Genomic DNA, 23782 nt, shown 5'->3' with positions numbered 1-23782 from the left:
GTGCAGCATCTCGATCTGCAAGTGGTCCGGCAGGCGCTCCAGTGGTCCACGGCCGGGCAGCGCGTATGGTTGTGCAGCGTGCTCTTCACCTACGGCTCGGCGCCCCGCGCGCCGGGCTCGCTGCTGGCGGTGAACGCCAGCGGCCAGTGGGTGGGCTCGCTGTCCGGTGGCTGCGTCGAGGATGATTTCCTCGAACGCGTCGCCGAGGGTGAATTCAACGAGCCGGTGATCGTGGTGCGCTACGGCGACGGCACCGATACCCGCACGAACATCCGCCTGCCCTGCGGCGGCATCCTCGACGTGCTGGTGGAAAATCTCGCCCCCGATTGCGACGTCCAGGCACACCTGCGCGAGCTGGAATCGGCGCTGCTCGGCCAACGCCGCCTGCTGCGCGAAGTGAACCTGCAGGACGGCAGCCGCCGCCTGAGCGACGACCACGAGCACGGCCCGCGCGTCGAGCGTGACGAAGCCCGCGTGCGCCTGCGTGTCGGCGCAGCGCAGCGCCTGTTGCTGGCCGGCTACTCCAGCGTCGCGCACTTCTGTGCCGAGTTCGGCAAGGGCCTGGGCTTCGAGGTCATCCTTTGCGACCCGCGCGACGAAGCGCTGGACGGCGTGGTGCTGGACGGCATCGAGATCCGTCGCGAACTGCCGTCGATCTTCATCGCCAACGGCGGGTGCCACGCGGACACCGCCGTGGTCGCCCTGACCCACGACCCGAAGATCGACGACCTGGCGATGCTCGAAGCCGTGCGCACCGAGGCCTTCTACATCGGCGTCATGGGCTCGCGCACCACCTCGGAAAAACGCCGCGAACGCCTGCACCGCATCGGCGGCCTGAACGAGGCCGAGCTGGCGCGTATCCACGCACCGATCGGCCTCAACCTGGGCAGCAAGACCCCGGCGGAAATCGCCCTGGCCGTGCTGGCCGACATCCTGCGCACCCGCAGCGGGATTGCCCGCGAGGCACTGTGACGGTCGTCGCGCTGGTCCTGGCCGCCGGCCAGGCTTCGCGCTTCGGCGCCGACAAACGCAGCGCGAGCCTGCCCGACGGCCGCAGCCTGCTGGCCCACAGCGTCGAGCGTGCGCTGGCGGTATTCGATGAAGTGCGGGTGGTGCTGCGGGATGGCGAGCGAGCGGAAGTCTTTGGTCTCCCGGCTGGCTGCCGGGTCATCCACAGCCCGCAGGCGGCGTTGGGCATGGGCCACAGCCTGGCGGCCGGCGTGGCGTCGCTGGTCGATTCCCCGGCTCAGGCGGTTGCCATCCTGCTCGGCGACATGCCATGGATCGCCCCTGAGACCCTGCGTGCGCTGAGCGATGCGGCCAGCGCTTCGAGCATTCTGTTTCCGATTTTCGACGGCCAGCGCGGGCACCCCGTGTTGTTCGGGCGCCAATTCTGGCCGGCGCTGACACAGCTCACCGGCGACGAAGGCGCGCGCGCCGTGGTGCAGGCGAATCGGGATCGTTGCATCACCCTGGATGTAAACGACGCTGGCGTGTTGTGGGATGTCGACACGCCGGACGCCTTGCGCTCCTGACCGGATTCGCGAGCAAGCTCGCTCCTACAATGAGGGCGCCAGTGCCGAACCTGTAGGAGCGAGCTTGCTCGCGAACCGCCCCACGATGATCAATGTTGCGCCAGCCACCGCCCGATGCGCGGCCAGACTTCCAGGCTGGCATTGCGCGACAGCAGCAAGCGGTTGTGGCTGTAATCCTCCCGCGCCCCCGTCGCCAGCCCGAACAGTTCGAGCTTCGCCTGCGTCCCGCCAAACGCCTTCACCAGCGCCTCGCAACCCGCGAGCGGCGCGATGAAGGTGTCCCCCCTGCCCGCCACCCCGAGCACGGGCAGTTCAACGCTGGCCAGTCCTTGCAGGTAGTCGAAGCCCTCCAGCGAATCGAAGCGCCGGCGGAAATTCCATTGGCACCACTGGCGCATCAGCCGCGCGCTCTCCGCCTCGGGGCCGACACTCTTGGCCCGGCTGGGCGCGATGCGCCGCCAGCGCAGCATCCAGTGGAACCCCTGGAGCATTAGCCAATGCCGCAGGCTGGCGCCCGCCGCCGTGGCCTGGGAGCCGATCAGCACCAGTGAACGCAGCCGCCGCTGCGCCAGCTCGGGATGACGCGCCGCCCACATCGCGACGATCAGCCCGCCGCCGGAATGGCCGACCCAGTGCAGCGCCGCGTGGCCGCTGCGCTGGCTGACCGCGTCGAGGATCGCCGGCACGTCCTGCTCGGCCACGTCATCGAAACTATGCAGGAAGTCGTTGCGCCCGCTGTCGCCGTGCCCGCGCCAGTCGAACAGCCAGCAGGCGAAGCCCTGGCTGCCCAGGTAATTGGCCAGTCCGAGGCAACTGCGGTGGTTGGAGAAGGTGCCGTGGGTCAGCACCACCGGCACGCCATCCACCGGGCCGACGCGGCGCAGGGCAAGGTCGACGCCGTCGGCGGTGCGGATCAGTTCAGGCAGGGCGGCTTCTTGTGCGGTCATGGCGCGCATCCAGGTGGGGGCGATCCATGCTGCTACCGCCGCGGGCGCAAGGCAATCGGCTTCGGCAGATCAGCTTGCCCAGTCTTCCAGCATCAGGCCGTCGATACGCTCGAACTCGCGGGTGTTGTGCGTGACCAGCGTGGCGTCGAGCGCGAGAGCGTGGCAGGCGATCCACAGATCATTGGCCCCGATGGGCGTGCCGGCCTGCTTCAGCCGGGTGAAGTGCACGGCGTAGTGTTCGCACAGGCGGGCGGTGCCGTCGTAGATTACCGGCACCTGACGCGTCAGGCGGTCCAGCTGGCGCAGGACTTCGGCCTTGCGCGAGCTGCGTTCGGCACCTTTTAGCAGCTCGGCATAGGTGAAGAACGACATGTTCAGCGAGGCGTCGGCGGGCAGGGCATTAACCCGTTGCGCGACGGATTCCGGCCGGTTCTTCAGCAGGTAGATGAGGATATTGGTGTCGAGCAGGTACTTCACAGCTCGTCCCGGTCCTGGGCCGGTGGCTGGTCGCGCTGTTCGTCGTCCAGGGCCTCGAGGAAGTCTTCGTCGAAGCCCTGCAGCGCTTCCATCAGCGCGGCGCCACGGTCCTGCGGGATGGGATGGATCACCAGGTCGCCGTTGTCCTTGCGGGTGATCTCCACGCTGCCAACATCCAGGCGGAACTCCTGGGGAATCCGCACGGCTTGGCTGTTGCCGTTCATGAACACGCGGGTAGTCAAGGTGGAAGTCGGCATAGGTACGCGCCTCCGTCGTGTGTACGTCTACGTGTGTATTGTGCGGGTCGGTCAGGTGTTGAGCAATCCCTTCGCCTTACTTGGTCGCCTTCAACACCACGAACTTCGGATTGGCCGCCACCTGCTCGACGCCGCGGAACAGGCGTTTGAGCTTGGCGTGGTAGCCCAGGTGGCGGTTGCCGACGATCCACAATTCGCCGCCGGTGACCAGCGCGGCGCGGGCTTGCTGGAACATGCGCCAGGCGAGGAAGTCGCCGACCACCTGCTGCTGGTGGAAGGGTGGGTTGCACAGGACCAGGTCCAGCGAGTCGGCCGGTTGTGCGGCGAGGCCGTCGTCGGGGTGGATATCCACCGGGCGCACGCCCAGCGCCGCCCGCCAGTTCTCCTGCGCGGACTGCACCGCCATGTACGATTCGTCCACCAGCGTCAGCTCGGCCTGCGGGTTGAGCAGGGCGAAGGCGATGCCCAGCACGCCGTTGCCGCAACCCAGGTCCGCCGCGCGAACGGCGTGGTGCACCTGCGGCAGGTGCGGGAGAAAGGCGCGGGTGCCGATGTCCAGGCCTTCGCGGCAGAACACGTTGGCGTGGTTGAGCAGGGTCAGCGCGGGCTGCTCCAGGCGGTAGCGGCTGGGGTAGGGCGAGGCAGGGGCGGGACGCTCCTCGGCGGTGGCGATCAGCAGGCGGGCCTTTTTCACCGCCAGCGACGCCTGCATCGGGCCGATGTACTGTTCCAGCAGATCGCCAGCGGCGCGGGGCAGGTGCTTGATCATGCCGGCGGCGGTCACCTTCGCTCCGGGTGCGAGCTGGCCATGCAGCCGGATCAGTTGTTCCTCCAGCAGCGCCAGGGTCTTGGGGACGCGCACCAGCACGTAGTCGAAGGGACCTTGCGCGGTGTCGCTGGCGGGGACGAAGGTCAGCGGCACGTCATTCAGGCCGTTGCGTTCGAGGTTGCGTTGCAGGGCGATGAAGCCCAGGTGCGAGTCGCCGCTGCTGGTCAGGCGCACGTGCGGCGCGAGACTGGCGGCGAGGGCGCCGAAGCTGTCGTTGAGCACCAGCACGCGGCTGTCCGCGCTGACGCCCTGCTCATGCAGATGATTGAGCAGGTATTCGTCGGCCGCGTCGAAGGCTTGCAGCGGGTCTTCGCGCTGTTCGGGGTGGCGGACCAGGTCGAGCTGGGCGAAGGGGCTGGCGAGGACGGGCATGGGGCTCTCGAAACGACGGAAATGGCTGAGATAGAGGTACTGTCTCGTTGGCAATGATGTGAGGATTATTGCAACGAGTTTGTCATCAAATTGAGACGTGGTTGACTCGCGACAGCTTGTGCGGGCCAGCGATATACCGAAAAATTATGACCTATCCGCCCCGCCTTCGTCTGCGCGGCGGCATCCCAATAATAACCGGGCGGTCCATGCGACCCGGTAGGGCCCGATCCCGGAGTGCGCTCCGCCGACCGACGGCCACCCTTCCAAGTCTTCACGAATCCTCGACACGCGACGCCCGTTCGCGCGCCGGGCTATTGCCATTGCATAAGGATATCGATGTACCAGTCGTTGCTCGGGTTGGCCTTGTCCGCCCTTTTCCTCGTGGCTCAACCGGCCTTCGCCGACGCGCCCATCGTCATCAAGTTCTCCCACGTCGTCGCCGACGACACGCCCAAGGGCCGTGGCGCGCTGCTGTTCAAGAAGCTGGTGGAAGAACGCCTCGCCGGCCAGGTGAAGGTCGAGGTGTTCCCCAATTCCACGCTGTTCGGCGATGCCGACGAATTGCAGGCGCTGCAGGACGGCAAGGTGCAGATGCTGGCGCCGTCGCTGTCGAAATTCGAGGGCTACACCAAGCAGCTGGAAGTCTTCGACCTGCCCTTCCTGTTCGACGACCTGGAGGCGGTGAAGCGTTTCCAGAAGCGCGACAAGAGCCGCGAGCTGCTGCATTCCATGGCGCGCTCGGGCATCTACGGCCTGGCCTACTGGAACAACGGCATGAAGCAGCTGTCGGCCAACCGCGAGCTGCGCGCGCCGGGCGATGCCAAGGGCCTGGCGTTCCGCATCCAGCCGTCCTCGGTGATTACCGCGCAGTTCGGCCTGCTGAACGCGACGGCGGTGAAGATGCCCTTCGCCGAGACGCTCAAGGCGTTGCAGGACGGCAAGGTGCAGGGCACCGAGAACACCTGGTCGAACATCGGCAGCCAGAAGCTCGACAGCGCCCAGCCGTTCATTACCGAGACCAACCACGGTGTGCTCAGCTACATGGTGATCAGCAACCAGAAGTTCTGGAACAGCATGCCGTACCCGGTGCGCACCCAGCTGGAAAGCATCATCGAAGAGGTCACCGTCGAGGTGAACAAGGACGCCGAGGCGTTGAACCAGAAGGAGCGTGAGCACGTGGTTGGCAACGGCAAGGCGCGCATCCTCGCGCTGACGCCGGCCGAGCGCGAGGCCTGGCGCACCGCGATGCAGCCGCTGTGGAAGCAGTTCGAGGGCGAGATCGGCACTGACGTGCTGCGCGCCGCCCAGGTGGTCAACCGCAAGCACTGACCCAGCGCAGGCTTGTGGCGGTCCTGGCGATAGCCACAAGCCTTGCGGGTGTTCCTCGCGCCGCTAATACGGGAAAATGGGCCCGTTGCCTGTGAAGGAGCGGACGATGACCGCCAGCGAAGAGAAGTTCACCCGCCAGACCCTGCTGGAAGTGCAGACGCTCACCCCGAGCCTGTTCACCCTGCGCACCACCCGTGACAGCGGCTACCGCTTCCGCGCCGGGCAGTTCGCCCGCCTGGGCGTGTACAAGCCCAGCGGCAGCATCGTCTGGCGCGCCTACTCGATGGTTTCGGCGCCCCACGACGAGTTCCTCGAGTTCTTCTCCATCGTCGTCCCCGGTGGTGAGTTCACCAGCGAACTCAGCCGCCTGCGCGTCGGCGACCAGCTGCTGGTGGACCGCCAGGCCTTCGGCTTCCTCACCCTCGACCGCTTCCCCGACGGCCGCGACCTCTGGCTGCTGGCCACCGGCACCGGGCTGGCGCCGTTCCTGTCGATCCTGCAGGACTTCGAGGTGTGGGAACGCTTCGAGACCATCAAGCTGGTCTACAGCGCCCGCGAGGAAAAGGAACTGGCCTACCGCGAGCTGATCGCCAGTTTCGGCGCCATGGAGCACCTGGCCGAACATATCCACAAGCTCCAGTTCATCCCGGTGGTCACCCGCGAGTCGGTGCCGGGCTGCCTGAACGCGCGCATCACCACGCTGATCGAGAATGGCGAGCTGGAGCGCGCCGCCGGTCTGGAACTCACCCCCGAACATTCGCGCGTGATGCTCTGCGGCAACCCGCAGATGATCGAGGACACCCGCGCGGTGCTGAAGGCCCGTGGCATGAGCTTGGCGCTGACGCGCAAGCCCGGCCAGATCGCTGTGGAAAACTATTGGTAAGGCTGGCTCGATAGATTTTGAAAAGATTGTCCCCTTAGGGGGAAAGCCCTTTGCCCTTAGGATGAGCGTCCGTTTCCCTTTTTTCGGACCTTATGGACAGTCACAGTACGACGCCGAACCCGGTCGCTACCTTCGTAGAGCCAGCGTTCGGCGAACCTCCCCCGGCATCCGCGTTCGCGGATGATCCTGCCCGGCCAACCATGGCGCACACCCAGCGAGGTGAGTCGACATGGAATGGCTGATGGACCCCACGGCCTGGCTCGGCCTGCTCACCCTGATCCTGCTCGAGCTGGTGCTCGGCATCGATAACCTGGTCTTCATCGCGATTCTCGCGGACAAGCTGCCGCCGCACCTGCGCGACCGCGCGCGGCTGATCGGCCTGTCGCTGGCACTGCTGATGCGCCTGGGCCTGCTGGCGAGCATTTCCTGGCTGGTCACGCTCACCGAGCCGCTGATCGAGGTGCTGGGCAAGAGCTTCTCCGGCCGCGACCTGATCATGCTGTTCGGTGGTCTGTTCCTGCTGTTCAAGGCCACCCTGGAGCTGCATGAACGCCTGGAGGGCCGGGTGCACACGTCCAACGGCAAGCGCGTGTATGCCGCCTTCTGGCCGGTGGTCGCGCAGATCGTGGTGCTGGATGCGGTGTTTTCCCTCGACGCGGTCATCACCGCGGTGGGCATGGTCGAGCAGTTGGAAGTGATGATGATCGCGGTCATCTTCTCCATCGGCCTGATGATGGTGGCCAGCAAGCCGCTGACCCGCTTCGTCAACGAACACCCGACGGTGATCATGCTGTGCCTGGGCTTCCTGCTGATGATCGGTTTCAGCCTGACCGCCGAGGGCCTGGGCTTCCACATCCCGAAGGGCTATCTGTACGCCGCCATCGGCTTCAGCCTGCTGATCGAGATGGCCAACCAGCTGGTGCGCTGGAAGCGCCAGAAGAGCCAGCGCGGTCAGCGCGGCCTGCGCCAGCGCACCGCCCACGCGGTGCTGCGCCTGATGGGCGGCAAGGTGGACGCCGACGAGGTGGGCGAGGAGATCGCCGACCTGGTCGGGCCGGACGAGGGCGCCGACGCGCCGTTCGACCGCCGCGAGCGGGTGATGATCAGCGGCGTGCTAGGCCTGGCCGAGCGCCCGGTGAAAGCGGTGATGATCGACCGCCAGCGCGTGCACCGCGTGGATGTCGCCGACAGCCCGCAGGACATTCGCCGTGCGCTGCTGGAGTCGCCGTACTCGCGGCTGCTGGTGATCCGCGAAGGCAACATCGACGAGCCCCTGGGCTACGTGCACAAGAAGGAACTGTTCGCCGCCCTGCTGCAGGGGCGCGAACTCGACATCCTGCCGCTGCTGCGCGAGCCGCTGAGCCTGCCGGACAGCAGCACGGTGCTGGGCGCCCTGGAACAGATGCGCGCAGCCTCGACCCACCTGGCCTTCGTGGTCAACGAGTTCGGTGGCTTCGAGGGCATGCTGAGCATGACCGACGTGCTGGAGGCGATTGCCGGTGAGCTGCCCGATGCCAGCGAGGTGTCCGGTACCGACATCGAGGCCCAGGCCGGCGGCTACCGCGTGGACGGCGCCGTGACCCTCTCGGCGCTGGCCGAGCGGGTCGGCTTCCACGCCCGGCCGACGGCGGAATACCAGACCCTTGGCGGGCTGGCGCTCAAGCACCTTGGCCGCTTGCCGGCCAAGGGTGACACGCTGGAGCTGGGCGGCTGGCGCCTGGAAGTGACGGATGTCAGCGAGCGGCGCATCGGCCGGGTACTGCTGACGCCGCCGGGCTGATGCCGGCCGCGGCGGTGCCCGGCCGGGTCAGCGATCTGCTCAGGGAGCGCGGTTGTTCTGCTGCTTGAGCAGGTCGCGGATCTCGGTCAGCAGGGTTTCTTCCGGGGTCGGAGTCGGCGGGGCGCTGGGGGCCACGGCTTCCTCACGCTTGAGCTTGTTGATCGCCTTCACGCCCATGAAGATGGCGAAGGCAACGATGATGAAGTCCAGGCAGGTCTGAATGAATTTGCCGTAGGCCAGCACCACGGCCGGCGTCTGGCCCTCGGCGGCCTTGAGGGTGATCGCGAGGTCGGAGAAGTCCATGCCGCCGATCAGCAGGCCAATGGGCGGCATGATCACGTCGCCGACGAAGGACGAGACGATCTTGCCGAACGCGGCGCCGATGATGATACCGACGGCCATGTCGACCACGTTGCCCTTCACGGCGAAGGCCTTGAATTCGTTAAGCAGACTCATGCACTGACTCCTTGTTACGCAAGATAGAGGGGACAGGCGCAGTTTAGCGGCCTGTCGCCGTCTGAACACCCCGGATGCGGTCAATTCCCACGGCAAGACCGGCGGCTGTGGGCACTATCACGCCGTGGTCTAGGCTTATCGGGCAACCCATTCACAAAGGAGGCCCGCCATGCCGCTCGAGCATCATCCCCTGTCCCGCGAATTCCCCGACCAGAAAGCCCTCATGACCCGGTTGCACGGCAAGGACGCCAACTTCACCCGCATGGCCGCGACCTACGAGGAGCTGGACAAAAAGATCTACGACATCGAGGACGGCCGCGAAGCGATGGACGACCTCGCCCTCAACTCCCTGAAACTGCAGCGCGTGACCCTGAAGGACGAGATCGCCGACCTCCTCAAGCGATCCGGTTGAGCTTGACCAGAGTCAAGGGTGTGGAACGGAGCGAGGCGTAGGCTCCCGTCATCTCTTTCCTACTGGTGCCACCGCCATGCGTAAAGCCATTTCGTCCTCTGGCAAGTCCGTCACCAAGCTCCCGCAACGCAATGCCGACACCCTGCGCGCCCAGGAGCGCCTGGTCCGCCTGAAGCTGCAATACGAGCTGCTGGACCAGCGCATCGGCCGCGTGGAGGAGGGCATCGAGCGCCCCGACTGCACCCTGGCCTCGCTGCTGATGCGCCGCGAGAGCCTCAAGCACGACATGGAAAGCCAGTACCGTCGCCTGGCGAGCTGACGATCTTTGGCGATCTGTCGCCCCGGTTCGCCAGCGCGTAAATAGGTTCTGAAGCGCCGGGCGCGATTGGCTATGATGCGGGCTTTGTTTCAGACGGAGTCCGCCCATGGCCAAGGCCAAGCGCATGTACGGCTGCACCGAGTGCGGCGCCACCTACCCGAAATGGGCCGGCCAGTGTCCGGATTGCGGCGCCTGGAACACGCTGGTCGAAACCGTCATCGACACCACGCCCACGGGCGGCTCGGGCAGCAGTGCCTCCGGCCGTGGCGGCTGGGCCGGCCAGCAGGCCAACATCAAGACCCTCGCCGAAGTCAGCGTCGAGGAAATGCCGCGCTTCTCCACCGCCTCGGCGGAACTGGACCGCGCCCTCGGCGGCGGCCTGGTCGACGGTTCTGTCGTGCTGATCGGCGGCGACCCCGGCATCGGCAAGTCCACCATCCTCCTGCAGACCCTCTGCAACATCGCCGCGCGCCTGCCGGCGCTCTACGTCACCGGCGAGGAATCCCAGCAACAGGTCGCCATGCGCGCGCGCCGCCTGGGCTTGCCCGAGGACAAGCTCAAGGTCATGACCGAGACCTGCATCGAGACCATCATCGCCACGGCGCGCCAGGAGCAGCCCAAGGTGATGGTGATCGACTCGATCCAGACCATCTTCACCGAACAGCTGCAATCGGCCCCCGGCGGTGTCGCCCAGGTGCGCGAGAGTGCGGCGCTGCTGGTGCGCTTCGCCAAGCAGAGCGGCACGGCGATCTTCCTGGTCGGCCACGTCACCAAGGAAGGCGCGCTGGCCGGCCCGCGGGTGCTGGAGCACATGGTCGACACCGTGCTGTATTTCGAAGGCGAATCCGACGGCCGCCTGCGCCTGCTGCGCGCGGTGAAGAACCGCTTCGGCGCGGTGAACGAACTGGGCGTGTTCGCCATGACCGACCGTGGCCTGAAGGAAGTCTCCAACCCTTCGGCGATCTTCCTCACCCGCGCCCAGGAATCGGTGCCGGGCAGCGTGGTGATGGCCACCTGGGAAGGCTCGCGGCCGATGCTGGTGGAGGTGCAGGCGCTGGTGGACACCAGCCACCTGGCCAACCCGCGCCGAGTGACCCTGGGCCTGGACCAGAACCGCCTGGCCATGCTGCTGGCGGTGCTGCACCGTCACGGCGGCATCCCGACCTATGACCAGGACGTGTTCCTCAACGTGGTGGGCGGTGTGAAGGTGCTGGAAACGGCGTCAGACCTGGCGCTGATGGCGGCAGTGATGTCCAGCCTGCGCAACCGGCCGCTGGATCACCAGTTGCTGGTGTTTGGCGAGGTCGGTCTGTCCGGCGAGGTGCGCCCGGTGCCCAGCGGCCAGGAGCGCCTGAAGGAAGCGGCCAAGCACGGCTTCAAGCGCGCCATCGTACCCAAGGGCAACGCCCCGAAGGAGTCGCCCCCCGGCCTGCAGGTCATCGCGGTGACGCGCCTGGAGCAGGCGCTGGATGCGTTGTTCGAGTAAAGCTGCATCGGCGTTGCGGATAAGCGATCGCGGGCTGAGTCCGCTCCTACGCCCTGGCTGGCATTAGCGTAGGAGCGGACTTCGTCCGCGATCGGGTTCAGGGTGGCGCGCGATCTCAATGTTCGCTGAGCAGCGTCAGCTCCCGCTCCAGCAGCGATTCGTCGCCCAGGTTCAGCTCCACCAGGCGGCGCAGGTGGCTGATCGAGTCCAGGTCGATGTGCCGGCAGTTGAAGCCCAGCAGGCCTTCACGCTCCCAGGCGAGGTCTGCCTCCATATAGACGTTGACGTCGAAGCCCAGATAGATGCGCACCTGCACCGGTTCCTGGGCGACGATGCTCCAGTGCTCCGGCCGTTGCACCAGCAGGCCCTGCAGGGACAGATCGAGCAGCGTCACCTTCCAGCGCAGGTCACCCTGGCTGATCTCGGTGCCGGCGTCGAAGGCAATGCGCTGGAAGCGCCGGCGCTCGTCGTGATCGTCAGTCATGTCGTGGCTCTCCGGCCGTTTCTGCTTCGCCTCACTATAGACGCAAGGTGCTGCTGGCGCGTCGCGCGCCGGTCGCCCGCTGCATCGTCCGTCAGGCGCGTCCCGTACCGGTTTGACAGCCCGCGTACCCTCGCCAAAGCTCCATGTGCGATAAACCACCACCACTGCGGAGAGCAGAGCATGGACAATAAACTCATCAAGGGTCTGATTTTTGGGGTTATCAGCGTTGCCAGCCTGGCGGCGCACGCCGATGAAGCCGGCCAGAGCGGCAAGGGCTGCGGCTGGGGCAACATGGTCTTCGACGGTCAGCGCGGCCTGTTCCCGCACCTGCTGGCCACCACCACCAACGGCACCTCGGGCAACGCCACCTTCGGCCTGACCTCCGGTACCAACGGTTGCGACGCCAGCCAGCGCATTTCCTACGGCGGTCGCTCGATCTTCGCCATGAACGGCATGCTCGACAATATCGCCGAGAACATGGCCCAGGGTCATGGCGAGGCACTGGACGCCTACGCCGTACTGCTCGGCATTCCGACCCAGGACCGCGCGCACTTCGCCCAGGTCACCCAGCAGCACTTCGGTGAGATCTTCACGTCGCAGAACGCCACCGGCGAGCAGGTGCTGAACAACACCCTGGCGGTGATGAGCCGTGACCAGGTGCTGGCGCAGTACGCCAAGCAACCGGTCTGAGTCCACACGACGCCGCCAAAGGCCCGCCCCAGGCGGGCCTTTGCATTTCCTGACTCCGCGGTCCAGCGGTTTGACCTCCGGCAATAAGCGCGTAACCGCTCTAGACTAAGGTCGTATGAATGGGTCGCTGGAAAAGACTAGAATTTTTCTGCGAATTCTCGCCTTCAAACTGTCGGAAGCCTCGCTATGAACAATAACAACAACCTGCTACGTCACCTCGCATGGCTGGTGGTGGCGATAGTCGGTGCATTTGCCTTGGGAGTCGTGGCGCTACGCCGCGGCGAAGCCATCAACGCACTGTGGATCGTCGTCGCGGCGGTTGCCATCTACCTGGTCGCCTACCGCTACTACAGCCTGTTCATCGCCACCAGGGTGATGCAACTGGACGCCAATCGAGCGACCCCCGCGGTCCTCAACAACGACGGCCTGGACTACGTCCCGACCAACAAGCACATCCTCTTCGGTCACCACTTCGCTGCCATCGCCGGCGCCGGCCCGCTGGTCGGTCCCGTACTGGCTGCGCAGATGGGTTACCTGCCCGGCACGCTCTGGCTGATCGCCGGCGTGGTGCTGGCCGGCGCCGTGCAGGATTTCATGGTGCTGTTCATCTCCAGCCGCCGCAACGGGCGTTCGCTGGGTGAACTGGTCCGCGAGGAAATGGGGCAGGTGGCGGGGACCATCGCTCTGTTCGGCGCGTTCCTGATCATGATCATCATCCTCGCGGTGCTCGCGCTGATCGTGGTGAAGGCCCTGGCCGAAAGCCCGTGGGGCATGTTCACCGTGCTGGCGACCATCCCGATCGCGCTGTTCATGGGCGTGTACATGCGCTACATCCGCCCGGGCCGCATCGGCGAGATTTCCGTCGTGGGCATCCTGCTGCTGCTGGGTTCCATCTGGCTCGGCGGGCAGATCGCCGCCAGCCCCGAGTGGGCCCCGGTGTTCACCTTCCACGGCGTGCAGATCGTCTGGATGCTGATCGCCTACGGCGCCATCGCCTCGGTGCTGCCGGTGTGGCTGCTGCTGGCCCCGCGTGACTACCTGTCGACCTTCCTCAAGATCGGCACCATCATCGCCCTGGCCATCGGCATCGTGATCGTCTCGCCGGAGCTGAAGATGCCGGCCCTGACCCAGTTCACCGACGGCACCGGCCCGGTGTGGAAGGGCGGCCTGTTCCCGTTCCTGTTCATCACCATCGCCTGTGGCGCCGTCTCCGGCTTCCACGCGCTGATCTCCTCGGGCACCACGCCCAAGCTGCTCAACCGCGAGCCCGACGCCCGCTACATCGGCTACGGCGGCATGCTGATGGAGTCCTTCGTGGCGATCATGGCGATGGTCGCTGCCTCGGTCATCGAACCGGGCATCTACTTCGCCATGAACAGCCCGCCGGCCGTGGTCGGCGCCGACGTCAACGCCGTGGCCGCGACCGTCAGCAGCTGGGGCTTCGCCATCACCCCGGACGTGCTGACCCAGACCGCCAAGGACATCGGCGAGACGACCATCCTGGCCCGTGCCGGTGGTGCGCCGACCCTCGCCGTGGGCATCGCGCACATCCTTCACCAGGTGCTGCCGGGTGAGAACACCATGGCCTTCTGGTACCACTTCGCGATCCTCTTCGAGGCGCTGTTCATCCTCACCGCGGTGGACGCCGGCACCCGTGCCGGGCGCTTCATGCTGCAGGACCTGCTGGGCAACTTCGTCCCGGCGCTGAAGAAGACCGAATCCTGGACCGCCAACATCATCGGCACCGGCGGCTGCGTCGCGCTGTGGGGCTGGCTGCTGTACCAGGGCGTGGTCGATCCGCTGGGTGGCATCAACACGCTGTGGCCGCTGTTCGGCATCTCCAACCAGATGCTCGCCGGTATCGCGCTGATGCTCTCCACCGTCGTGCTGATCAAGATGAAGCGCCAGCAGTACGTCTGGGTGACCGCCCTGCCGGCCGCCTGGCTGCTGATCTGCACCACCACCGCGGGGCTGATCAAGCTGTTCGACAGCAACCCGGCCGTGGGCTTCATCGCCCTGGGCAAGAAGTACTCCGCCGGCCTGGACGCCGGGCAGATCATCGCCCCGGCCAAGGACATCGGCCAGATGCAGCACGTGATGATGAACGCCTACATCAACGCCGGCCTCACCGTGCTGTTCCTGCTGGTGGTGTTCAGCGTGCTGGTGTACGCGATCAAGGTGGGCGCCAGTGCCTGGACCAAGAAGGAGCGCACCGACAAGGAAGCTCCGTTCCAGCCCATCCCGGACGCCTGACGGAGCAGCATCATGTTCAACGACCTCAGCCGCATGGGTAAGTATCTCGGGCAGGCCGCACGCATGCTGGTCGGCATGCCCGACTACGACACCTACGTTCAGCACATGCAGAACAAGCACCCGGACAAGACTCCGATGACCTACGAGGAGTTCTTCCGCGAGCGCCAGGAGGCGCGCTACGGTGGCGGCAAGGGGAGGCCGATCCGCTGCTGCTGACGCGATGAAACTGGCTGCGTGGCCGATGCTGCGTTGCCAGCGGCCGGAAAAATGCTCATCTACGGAAGTAGACTCCGCTTTTTCCGGCCACTGGCGCCTTGCCTCGCCTGCCTGGCCGACGTTTCATAAGCAGAGATGCGGGCCGCGAGCGATCGCGGCCCGTTTTCCTTTCTGATTGCCTGGATGTCCCCATGACCGATTCCGCAAGCGCGCCGCAGATTCCGGTGACCGTCCTCACCGGCTTCCTCGGGGCCGGCAAGACCACCCTGCTCAAGCACATCCTCAAGGCCGAGCACGGCCTGAAGATCGCCGTGATCGAGAACGAATTCAGCGATACGCCCATCGACGGCCAGTTGCTGGGCGACGACGCGGTTCAGGTGACGACGCTGTCCAACGGCTGCGTCTGCTGCACCATCAATAGCGACCTGGAGCGTGCGCTCTACGTCCTGCTCGAGCGCCGCGACAACGGCGAGCTGGACTTCGACCGCGTGGTGATCGAGTGCACCGGCCTGGCCGACCCGGCCCCGGTCGCACAGACCTTCTTCGTCGACGAGACGCTGCGCGAGCGCTACCTGCTCGACGGCATCATCACCCTGGTGGACGCCGCCAATGCCGAGCGCCACCTGCAGGAAGCCATCGCCCAGGCCCAGGTCGGTTTCGGCGACCGCATCCTGGTGAGCAAGCGCGATCTGGTGTCGCCGGCGCAGTACGAGGCGCTGGTGGAGCGCCTGCAGCGCATCAACCGCCGCGCCGAGATCCATGCCGTCGAGCACGGCGCCATCGAGCTGGAACGCCTGCTCGACGTACGCGGCTTCAACCTCAACGCCGACGTCGGCCTGCGCCCGCTGCTGCGCCCCGTGCGCCCGGCGACCGGCGCCACCGATCGCATCACCACCCTGGTGCTGCGCAGCGACAACCCGCTGGATATCGAACGCCTCAGCGAATTCATGGACGACCTGCTGCAATGGCACGGCAACTCCCTGCTGCGCTACAAGGGCGTGCTGAACATCGCCGGGGAGGAGCGCCGTCTGGTGTTCCAGGGCGTGCTGCGGCTCTATGGCTTCGACTGGGATACGCCGTGGAAGGGCAACGAGCAGCGCGAGAGCGTGATCGTCTTCATCGGCGACAACCTGCCCGAAGACGAAATCCGCCGCGGCTTCGACCGCATCACCGGCGGGCCCACCGCCTGAAGGAGAACGCCCGGCCAGTGCCGGGCGTTTTCTTTGGCGCTCTTCGTAGGAGCGAGCTTGCTCGCGAACCGCAGCTTGTCGGCTGATGCCTAGCTCCGACACCCCGCCGGACAGCCCCCTCTCCCTTCAGGGAGAGGGGACCGTTCGGTGCGAGCGTTTAAAGTGGCGTCAACCGGCTCCTGTTCGCGAGCAAGCTCGCTTCTACCAAAGCCTCGTTGCGGCTCAGCTGCCAATCAGATGCTTGAGCGGGTGGTAATCCGCTTTCAAATTCCCCGCTGCCTTGATGATCGCCTGCTCGATGGCATTCAGGTGCATGCAGGTCAACTCGATGGCCGCCGCCTGGTTGCCCGACTCGATGTACTCGATCAGCCGCTGGTGCTCGTTGCCGCGGCAGGTCTCGTGCTGGTCGTCGTCCAGGGTGGTGGCGTAGAGCGAGGCGCGCTCGATCAGCTTGCGGAAGAAGTCCAGCAGCACCGGATTATTCAGCGCCGCCGCCAGCTTCAGGTGGAACTCGCCCAGCAGGTGCACGAACCGCGCGTGGTCCTGATCGTGGGTCGCCTCTTCCAGGGCCACGTGATCGCGCAGGTCCTGGATGATCGCGCTGTCCGCGCGGCGGCAGAGCTCGCTGACGATGCCAATCTCGATCAGCCGCCGGGTTTCGAACAGCGAGCGGATCTCTTCGTCGCTGGGTAGCGCCACCCATGCACCCTTGTTGAGCGCACTCGACACCAGCCCGTCTGCTTCCAGATGTTTCAGCGCCGCGCGCACTGACGTGCGGCTGACCTTAAACAATTCCGCCAACGCGGCCTCGCCCAGCTTCATGCCAGGCCGCAGGCTGCGCTTGCTGATCGCCTCATAAACCCCTTGGTAGACGCGTTCCACCGTGGACTCGGGGTGTTTCTCCGTCATGACCGACTCCGCCTCATGCTTGACCCTGGGAAGGATGCCGCAAAACCGCCCGTGCAAAACCAGTTGCAGAAGAAAAATACATCCGCTATTTGTAGATTGCATTCAAATATTGCATACAAAAATAAGAGGAATGCACCAAAATGAATCATTCGTCGTCCGTCGAGGTGCGTCGGGTCAGCAAGCGCTATACCGACGATCCCAACGTCGCTCCTGCTCTCAACGAAGTCTCGGTGGACATTGCCCATAACGAGTTCTTCACCTTGCTGGGGCCGTCCGGCTGCGGCAAGACCACGCTGCTGCGCAGCATCGCCGGCTTCGAGAACGTCACCTGCGGCGACATCCTCGTCGGCGGCGAGCGGGTCAACGACCTGCCGCCGTACCGCCGCCGCATCAACACCGTGTTCCAGAGCTACGCCCTGTTCCCGCACATGTCGGTGAGCGAGAACATCGCCTTCGGCCTGGAGATGCAGGGCCTGGCGCGCAGCGAGATTCCCGGCCGGGTGAAGGAGATGCTGGCGCTGGTGCAGATGGAGCACCTGGCGCGACGCAAGCCGGCCGAGCTCTCCGGTGGCCAGCAGCAACGCGTGGCCCTGGCCCGCGCGCTGGCGCCCAAGCCCTCGGTGCTGCTGCTTGACGAGCCGTTGTCCGCGCTGGACCTGAAGCTGCGCAAGGAGATGCAGGTCGAGCTCAAGCGCGTGCAGGAAGAGGCGGGCATCACCTTCATCTTCGTCACCCACGACCAGGAAGAAGCGCTCACCCTGTCCGACCGGATTGCCGTGATGTCCCACGGCAACATCATGCAGATCGGCACGCCCAACGAGATCTACGAACGCCCGACGCACCGCTTCGTCGCGCAGTTCATCGGCGACATCAATTTCCTTCCCGGGCAGATGCGCCAGGGCGGCTTCCATCCCAACGCCATGGCGGCGGAAATCCCCTGCGAGCTGCCGGTGGGCCTGGGCAGTGCCACTGTGCAACTGGCTTTCCGCCCGGAGCGCTCGAAGCTGGTGGACCCGTCCCAGCCGCATCACCTGCGCGCGGTGATCGAGACGGTGATGTACGTCGGTACGGCGACGCTGTATCGCTGCCGCCTGCCCGATGCCTCGCAGATCACCCTGCGCGAGAGCAACGAGGGTGGTCGCGCCCGCAACGTCGGCGAGGCCGTGGCGGTGCACCTGCCGCCCCAGGCCTGCCTGCTGATGGAGGCGTGAAATGAAGGAATCGCCCACCACCCGCCGCCTGTTGTTGCTCAGCCCCGTGGCGCTGACGCTGCTGGGGCTGATCGCCATCCCGCTGGCGATCATGGGGTACATCAGCCTGCTGCCGCGCAATCTCTACGGCGGCGTCGACTGGCACGCCGACTGGCAGATCCAGAGTTACGTGCAGCTGTTCTTCCAGGAAGACTTCGACGGCAACCTGGAGCTCAACTGGGTTTACGCACAGGCGCTGCTGCGTTCGCTGTTCCAGGCCGGCGGCACCACGCTGCTGTGCTTCCTCTTCGGCTTCCCGGTGGCGCTGTGGATGACCAGCCTCAGCGAACGCTCGCGCAACCTGATGGTGCTGCTGATCACCATCCCGTTCTGGACCAACCTGCTGATCCGCAACTACGCCTGGCTGATCATCCTGCGCGAGCACGGCTGGATCGCCCAGTCCCTCAACGCGCTGTTCCCCCAGGCGGGCGGCATCACCCTGCTGTACAACGACTTCGCGGTCTGCGTCGGCCTGGTCTACAGCTTCCTGCCGTTCATGATCCTGCCGATCTACTCGACCCTGGAGAAGCTCGACTGGCGCCTGGTGGAGGCCGCCTATGACCTCGGCGCGAACCGCTGGAAGGCGTTGCAGCGGGTGATCCTGCCGCTGTCCATGCCCGGTATGATCGCAGGCTCCTTGCTGGTGTTCGTGCCGAGCCTGGGCGCCTTCATCACCCCGGCGATCCTCGGCGGCGGCAAGACGCTGATGATCGGCAACCTGATCCAGCAACAGTTCGGCACTGCGCGCAACTGGCCCCTGGGTGGTTCGCTGTCGTTCCTGCTGCTGGCGATCATGCTGCTCGCGCTGATCGCGTTCGCCCTGTATAGCCGCCGCGCCGCCAAGGCCGTTCATCTGGGAGGAGCCAACGCATGATCGCCCAGCACCTGAAGAAACTGCCCGGCACCCGCGAAACCAGCCTGCTGGTGCTGGCCTACCTGTACCTGCCGATCCTCGTGCTGATCGGTTACAGCTTCAACGCCAACCGTTCGGCCACGGTGTGGACCGAATTCTCCTTCGCCTGGTACGGCAAGATCGTCGCCAATCCCTCGATCCAGGCGGCGGCGTTCAACTCGCTGGTGGTCGCCGGGTTCGCCACCGTGCTGTCCACGGCGATCGCCCTGGCCGCGGCGCTGGCGACCTCGCGGCCGTTCTACGGGCGGCGGCTGGTGGAGGGCGGCATCAACCTGCCGCTGATCCTGCCGGAGATCGTCATCGCGGTGGCCACGCTGCTGCTGTTCATGTCGCTGGGCATCAAGCTCGGCCTGATGACGGTGATCGTCGCCCACGTCGGCTTCTGCATTCCCTTCGCCTACCTGCCGATCCGGGCGCGCCTGAACGACCTGGACAAGAGCCTGCTGGAAGCCGCCGGCGACCTCTACGCCAGCCCCTGGCAGGTGTTCCGCCGAGTGACGCTGCCGCTGCTGTGGCCGGCAGTGCTGTCCGGCGCGGTGCTGGCGTTCGTGGTCAGCCTCGACGACTTCATCATGACCTTCTTCGTCGCGGGCCCCGGCTCGACCACGCTGCCGGTCTATATCTTTTCGGCCATCAAGGCCGGAGTCACGCCCGAGATCAACGCCATCTCGACCCTCATGCTGGTGATTTCCATCGTCCTCGTGGTGCTGTCGTACTGGCTCGGCCAGCGCGGCAAACCGGACGCCTGATCAAGACTGCCAACCTTTCGTTTTCTGACCCTTCGATTCGGAGAGCAACATGAAGTTGAACGCCCTGCGCCACGGCCTCGCCGGTTTGTCCCTCGCTCTGCTGGCCGCGGGCGTCGCCCAGGCCGAGGAGCCCAAGCAGTTGTTCTTCTACAACTGGACGGACTATTACCCGGTGGAACTGCTGGCCAAGTTCGAGAAGGAGACCGGCATCAAGGTCACCATGGACGGCTACGACAGCAACGAAACCCTGCTGGCCAAGCTGCAGGCCGGCGGCGCCGCGTACGACGTGATCGTGCCGTCGCACTCGATCATGCAGACGCTGATCAAGCAGGACCTGCTGCTGGAAATCGACACGCCTGCGCTGGCCAACTTCCAGTACGTGAAGCCGGCCTTCCGCGACCCGGCCTTCGACCCCGGCCGCAAGTACTCGGCGCCTTACCTGTGGGGCTCCACCGGCTTCTCCTACGACAGTGCGCGGGTGCCGGGCGGCAAGCTGGATGACTCGTGGAAGGAATTCTTCGAGCCGCGTCCGGAATTGCAGGGCCAGGTTGCCGCGCTGGATACCCCGAGCAGCCTGATCAACGCCGCCGCGCATTACCTCAACGTCGACGAGTGCACCGAGAGTCCGCAGGACGCCAAGAAGATCCTCGAACTGCTGCAGAAGCAGAAGCCCTTCCTGAAGATGTACAGCTCCGACAACACCGTGGATCGCATGGCCTCTGGCGAAGTGGTGCTGATGCAGAACTGGAACGGCTCCACCGCCCGCGCCACCCTGCAGAAGAGCACCATCAAGTATGTCTACCCGCGCGAAGGCGTGGCCTCCTTCCAGGACAACTTCGCCGTGCCGAAAAGCGCCCCGCACCCGGAGAACGCCAAGGTCTTCATCAACTGGATGATGAAGCCGGAGAACGCCGCCGCGGTGACCAACGCCATCGCCTATTCCAACGGTATCCAGACTGACCATCTGCTGGACGCCAAGTGGAAGGTGATGGACGCCATCAACATGCCGCCCGAATACGCGCAGCGCCTGCGCCTGGAAAAGGAATGCAGCAACGCCTCCCGCGAGCTGCAGGACCGCATCTGGTCCAAGCTCAAGGGCTGATGACCCGCTTTAGCTTTTCGTAGGAGCGAGCTTGCTCGCGAACAGACTCGGCCTGACTTCGGCGTCATACGGTTCGCGAGCAAGCTCGCTCCTACATTTGTCTTCCTGATCCATCCGCCGTCGAGCTCATCGGCGGATAACCACGAGCGGTTATTCGCCCTATGTCTTTTATCCAATTCCTTGTTCGAGGTCCCCATGACCGACCGCTACTGGCTGCGCAACATCCGTCCGCTGGGCAATGCCGCGGAAGACTTTCTCATCCGTGACGGCCGCCTCGTCGAACGCCGCCCGGCAAGCAACGCCGCGCCGCAGGCCGGCGACATCGACGGCGCCGGCCAACTCCTGCTGCCGCCGCTGGTGGAAAGCCACTGCCACCTGGACAAGACCCTCTGGGGCCAACCCTGGCGTGCCAACAGCGCCGGCCCCACGCTCAAGGACTACATCGCCAACGAACGCCGTGTGCTGCGCGAGATCGACGCGCCCATCGCCGCGCGTGCCGGCGCGCTGCTGGAGCAGTGCATCGCCCGCGGTTCGCTGACCTTCCGCTGTCACGTCGATATCGATCCCGAACTGGGCCTGCGCCACGTGGTCGCCATGCAGGCATTGCGTGAACACTACGCCGACCTGATCGACATGCAGTTCGTGGTCTTCCCGCAGACCGGCCTGGTCAGCCGCCCGGGCACTGCCGAGCTGATGCGCGAGGCGCTGGTGCTGGGCGTGGAAAACGTCGGTGGCCTCGATCCCTGCGGTATCGACGACGACCCCATCGCCCAACTGGATATCGTCTTTGGCCTGGCCGTGGAGTTCGGGCGTGGCGTGGATATTCACCTGCACGACAAGGGCGAGCTCGGCCTCTGGCAGATCGCCCGCATCGCTGACTACACCGAGCGCCACGGCCTGCAGGGCAAGGTGATGATCAGCCACGCCTACTGCCTGGGCATGGCGCCCTGGGCGCAGGTCGAGCCATTGGCCGAGCGACTCTCCGAACTGGGCATTTCCTTGATGAGTTCCGCGCCCGCCGATACCCCTGTTCCGCCATTCCTCACGCTGCGCGACGCCGGCGTCAACCTGTGCCTGGGCAGCGACGGCATACGCGATGCCTGGTCGCCGATGGGCAATGGCGACATGCTCGAACGCGCGATGCTGCTCGCGTTCCGCTTCGACCTGTGCAAGGACGACGATCTCGCCGCCGCCTTCGCCGCCGCCACCAGTAACGGCGCCCGCGCGTTGGGGCGCGAGCCGGCGCGTATCGAGGTCGGTGCGCCGGCGGACTTCCTCCTGCTGCCAGTCGAGACCCTCGGAGAAGCCGTGGTCGCGCGCCCGGTGCAGCGCCAGGTATTCAAGGCCGGCAAGCTGATTGCTGAGCACGGAGAACTGCTGGAGTCGCGTCTGTGAGCACGCCCCGCATCGGCCTGAAGGCCAGCTTCGTGGTGGGGTTCGACGGCACGCAACACGTGCTCTGGCGTCACGGTGAAGTGGTATTCGAGGGCGGCAGGATTGTCTTCGTTGGCCGTGGTTTTCCCGGTGAAGTCAGCCAGTGGATCGACTACGGCCACGCGCTGATCGGGCCTGGCTTCATCGATCTGGATGCCCTCGGCGACCTCGACTCCACCGTGCTGACCCTGGACAACGACGCCGAGTGGAGCATGGGCCGCGTCTGGTCCGAAGACTACCTGCGTGCCGGGCCACGCGAGTGCTACAGCCCGGACGAGGAACTGTTCAAGTACCGCTATGCCTTCACCCAACTGATCCGCAACGGCATCACCACTGCCATGCCGATCACCTCCATGTACTACCGGCGCTGGGCCGAGCACTACGACGAATTCGCCGGGGTCGCGGCGCTGTCCGGCGAGCTTGGTTTGCGCACCTACCTCGGCCCCTGCTACATGAGCGGCATGACCTACGCCCGCGCGGACGGCAGCCCCGCGCAGCACTGGGACGAAGCCGCCGGCCTTGCTGGACTGACGGAGGCCGAGCGCTTCTTCCGCGATTTCGACGGCGCCCATGGCGGCCTGGTGCGCGGCGCGTTGCTGCCGGACCGCATCGAAACCTGCACGCCTGCGCTGCTGGAACGCACCGCCGCTGTACAGCGCGAACTGAACGCGCCGCTGCGCCTGCACTGCTGCCAGTCGCGCTACGAGGTGGACCTGGTGCGTCGCCTGCGCGACACCTCCTCGCTGCAATGGCTCGATAGCCACGGCCTGCTCAACCCGCGCAGCGTGCTGCCCCATGGCATCCTGCATAGCGGCGAGCACGAGTTGCAGCGCCTGGCCGATACCGGCACGAGCCTGGTGCATTGCCCGGTGGTGTTCGCCCGCGAGGGCGATGCGCTCGTCTCCTTCGGCGCCTACCGCGCGCGGGGTATCAACCTCGCCATGGGCACCGACACCTTCCCGGCGGACATGCTCGACAACCTGCGCCAGGGCCTGAATATCGCGCGGGTGAAGGAGGGCGATGCCGAACACACGCGCATGCTCGATCTCTACAACGCCGCTACCCTCGGCGGCGCCCGGGCTCTGGGCCGCGACGACCTCGGCCGTCTCGCCGTCGGTGCCCGTGCGGACATCACCGTGTTCCGCCTGGGAAGCTTCCACCAGGGGCCGTTCTTCGACCCGCTGAAGAACCTGTTCACCGCCGGCCGCGGCGATGACTGCATCGCCAGTTTCATCGACGGGCGCTGTGTGATGCAGGGCGGCCAAGTGATCGGCGTCGACTACGCCGACCTGCAGCACCGTGCCGACGCGCTGTTCCAGAAACAGATGCAACACCACGCCGACCGCGCTTTCGGCAACCCGCCGTGGCGCACGCTGTTCCGTTCCGCGATTCCCTTTGCCGACTCGTACAGCGCCGCCGCACCGCTGCTTGATGACCGCGTGCGCAATACCCTGTAGGAGCGAGCTTGCTCGCGAACCGCCCTGCGCCAGGGCCGCCAGCGAGTCCGTTC

25 protein-coding genes are annotated in these 23782 nt (G+C 65.8%); 18 read left to right on the top strand and 7 right to left on the bottom strand.

The window, feature by feature from the left end:
• Together N0B71_RS04370 and N0B71_RS04365 are read left to right on the top strand one after the other, a co-directional pair.
• A complete protein-coding gene (locus N0B71_RS04370; protein ID WP_259757477.1) occupies nt 1-972 on the top strand; it encodes an XdhC family protein in 972 nt (323 codons plus the stop codon).
• Complete coding sequence (locus N0B71_RS04365; protein WP_259757476.1) at nt 969-1535, top strand: nucleotidyltransferase family protein; 567 nt, start codon at nt 969-971, stop codon at nt 1533-1535. Before N0B71_RS04370 ends, N0B71_RS04365 begins: the two co-directional genes overlap by 4 nt.
• An 89-nt stretch (nt 1536-1624) precedes the next feature.
• Here N0B71_RS04365 and N0B71_RS04360 read toward each other — a convergent pair whose 3' ends face one another.
• From N0B71_RS04360 to N0B71_RS04345, 4 genes are all read right to left on the bottom strand, one after another.
• On the bottom strand, nt 1625-2482 hold the full coding sequence (locus N0B71_RS04360; RefSeq protein ID WP_259757475.1) for an alpha/beta hydrolase: 858 nt from the start codon (nt 2480-2482) through the stop codon (nt 1625-1627).
• Between the two features lie 69 nt (nt 2483-2551).
• Nucleotides 2552-2959: a type II toxin-antitoxin system VapC family toxin gene (locus tag N0B71_RS04355; protein WP_259757474.1), complete on the bottom strand. Its 408-nt coding sequence runs from the start codon at nt 2957-2959 to the stop codon at nt 2552-2554.
• The gene (locus N0B71_RS04350; RefSeq protein ID WP_259757473.1) at nt 2956-3216 is read right to left on the bottom strand and encodes an antitoxin; all 261 of its coding nucleotides are present in this window, start codon (nt 3214-3216) and stop codon (nt 2956-2958) included. Before N0B71_RS04350 ends, N0B71_RS04355 begins: the two co-directional genes overlap by 4 nt.
• A gap of 76 nt (nt 3217-3292) precedes the next feature.
• Nucleotides 3293-4417, bottom strand: a complete 1125-nt coding sequence (locus N0B71_RS04345; protein ID WP_259757472.1) for a methyltransferase — start codon at nt 4415-4417, stop codon at nt 3293-3295.
• Nucleotides 4418-4753: 336 nt separating this feature from the next.
• Here N0B71_RS04345 and N0B71_RS04340 point away from each other — a divergent pair, with 336 nt between their 5' ends.
• The 3 genes from N0B71_RS04340 (at nt 4754) to N0B71_RS04330 (ending at nt 8409) form a co-directional block, all read left to right on the top strand.
• Complete coding sequence (locus N0B71_RS04340; protein ID WP_259757471.1) at nt 4754-5746, top strand: TRAP transporter substrate-binding protein; 993 nt, start codon at nt 4754-4756, stop codon at nt 5744-5746.
• 106 nt (nt 5747-5852) lie between these two features.
• Nucleotides 5853-6629 (top strand): ferredoxin--NADP reductase, encoded by a 777-nt coding sequence (locus N0B71_RS04335; RefSeq protein ID WP_259757469.1) that lies wholly within the window; start codon nt 5853-5855, stop codon nt 6627-6629.
• Between the two features lie 229 nt (nt 6630-6858).
• Nucleotides 6859-8409, top strand: coding sequence for a TerC family protein (locus N0B71_RS04330; protein WP_259757468.1), 1551 nt, complete (start codon nt 6859-6861; stop codon nt 8407-8409).
• Between the two features lie 39 nt (nt 8410-8448).
• Here N0B71_RS04330 and mscL read toward each other — a convergent pair whose 3' ends face one another.
• Nucleotides 8449-8865 carry a large-conductance mechanosensitive channel protein MscL gene (gene mscL / locus N0B71_RS04325; RefSeq protein ID WP_259757467.1) on the bottom strand — a complete coding sequence of 139 codons (417 nt, stop codon included), beginning with the start codon at nt 8863-8865 and terminating at the stop codon, nt 8449-8451.
• A 169-nt stretch (nt 8866-9034) separates the two neighbouring features.
• Between mscL and N0B71_RS04320 the strand changes: the two genes are divergently transcribed.
• From N0B71_RS04320 to radA, 3 genes are all read left to right on the top strand, one after another.
• Nucleotides 9035-9277 carry a YdcH family protein gene (locus N0B71_RS04320; protein WP_259757466.1) on the top strand — a complete coding sequence of 81 codons (243 nt, stop codon included), beginning with the start codon at nt 9035-9037 and terminating at the stop codon, nt 9275-9277.
• Between the two features lie 76 nt (nt 9278-9353).
• The gene (locus tag N0B71_RS04315; RefSeq protein WP_259757465.1) at nt 9354-9596 is read left to right on the top strand and encodes a hypothetical protein; all 243 of its coding nucleotides are present in this window, start codon (nt 9354-9356) and stop codon (nt 9594-9596) included.
• Between the two features lie 106 nt (nt 9597-9702).
• A complete protein-coding gene (gene radA, locus N0B71_RS04310; RefSeq protein WP_259757464.1) occupies nt 9703-11082 on the top strand; it encodes a DNA repair protein RadA in 1380 nt (459 codons plus the stop codon).
• Between the two features lie 115 nt (nt 11083-11197).
• Here the strand turns inward: radA and N0B71_RS04305 are convergent, their stop codons facing one another.
• Complete coding sequence (locus N0B71_RS04305) at nt 11198-11566, bottom strand: PilZ domain-containing protein (RefSeq protein WP_045216617.1); 369 nt, start codon at nt 11564-11566, stop codon at nt 11198-11200.
• Between the two features lie 180 nt (nt 11567-11746).
• Between N0B71_RS04305 and N0B71_RS04300 the strand changes: the two genes are divergently transcribed.
• The 4 genes from N0B71_RS04300 to yjiA all read left to right on the top strand — a co-directional run bounded on the left by N0B71_RS04300 (nt 11747) and on the right by yjiA (nt 15915).
• Nucleotides 11747-12256, top strand: coding sequence for a DUF3015 domain-containing protein (locus N0B71_RS04300; protein ID WP_259757463.1), 510 nt, complete (start codon nt 11747-11749; stop codon nt 12254-12256).
• 186 nt (nt 12257-12442) lie between these two features.
• Nucleotides 12443-14509 (top strand): carbon starvation CstA family protein, encoded by a 2067-nt coding sequence (locus N0B71_RS04295; protein ID WP_259757462.1) that lies wholly within the window; start codon nt 12443-12445, stop codon nt 14507-14509.
• Nucleotides 14510-14521: 12 nt separating this feature from the next.
• A complete protein-coding gene (locus N0B71_RS04290) occupies nt 14522-14725 on the top strand; it encodes a YbdD/YjiX family protein (protein WP_015478970.1) in 204 nt (67 codons plus the stop codon).
• Between the two features lie 191 nt (nt 14726-14916).
• Nucleotides 14917-15915, top strand: a complete 999-nt coding sequence (gene yjiA, locus N0B71_RS04285) for a GTPase (protein WP_259757461.1) — start codon at nt 14917-14919, stop codon at nt 15913-15915.
• A gap of 222 nt (nt 15916-16137) precedes the next feature.
• Here the strand turns inward: yjiA and N0B71_RS04280 are convergent, their stop codons facing one another.
• On the bottom strand, nt 16138-16824 hold the full coding sequence (locus tag N0B71_RS04280) for a GntR family transcriptional regulator (RefSeq protein ID WP_259757460.1): 687 nt from the start codon (nt 16822-16824) through the stop codon (nt 16138-16140).
• A gap of 140 nt (nt 16825-16964) precedes the next feature.
• Here N0B71_RS04280 and N0B71_RS04275 point away from each other — a divergent pair, with 140 nt between their 5' ends.
• The 6 genes from N0B71_RS04275 (at nt 16965) to N0B71_RS04250 (ending at nt 23729) form a co-directional block, all read left to right on the top strand.
• Nucleotides 16965-18035 carry an ABC transporter ATP-binding protein gene (locus N0B71_RS04275; protein ID WP_259757459.1) on the top strand — a complete coding sequence of 357 codons (1071 nt, stop codon included), beginning with the start codon at nt 16965-16967 and terminating at the stop codon, nt 18033-18035.
• A gap of 1 nt (nt 18036) precedes the next feature.
• Complete coding sequence (locus N0B71_RS04270) at nt 18037-18948, top strand: ABC transporter permease (RefSeq protein ID WP_259757458.1); 912 nt, start codon at nt 18037-18039, stop codon at nt 18946-18948.
• On the top strand, nt 18945-19736 hold the full coding sequence (locus N0B71_RS04265) for an ABC transporter permease (RefSeq protein ID WP_259757456.1): 792 nt from the start codon (nt 18945-18947) through the stop codon (nt 19734-19736). The genes N0B71_RS04270 and N0B71_RS04265 overlap by 4 nt, the downstream gene beginning before the upstream one ends.
• A gap of 49 nt (nt 19737-19785) precedes the next feature.
• Nucleotides 19786-20838, top strand: a complete 1053-nt coding sequence (locus tag N0B71_RS04260; protein ID WP_259757455.1) for an extracellular solute-binding protein — start codon at nt 19786-19788, stop codon at nt 20836-20838.
• Between the two features lie 195 nt (nt 20839-21033).
• A complete protein-coding gene (locus tag N0B71_RS04255) occupies nt 21034-22233 on the top strand; it encodes an amidohydrolase family protein (protein ID WP_259757454.1) in 1200 nt (399 codons plus the stop codon).
• Nucleotides 22230-23729: an amidohydrolase family protein gene (locus N0B71_RS04250; RefSeq protein ID WP_259757453.1), complete on the top strand. Its 1500-nt coding sequence runs from the start codon at nt 22230-22232 to the stop codon at nt 23727-23729. Before N0B71_RS04255 ends, N0B71_RS04250 begins: the two co-directional genes overlap by 4 nt.
• Nucleotides 23730-23782 lie beyond the last annotated feature (53 nt).

Source organism: Pseudomonas sp. GCEP-101 (assembly GCF_025133575.1).
Classification (GTDB): domain Bacteria; phylum Pseudomonadota; class Gammaproteobacteria; order Pseudomonadales; family Pseudomonadaceae; genus Pseudomonas; species Pseudomonas nitroreducens_B.
The sequence above is the reverse complement of the archived record's forward strand: the minus strand, read 5'-3'. Positions and strand labels throughout refer to the sequence as shown.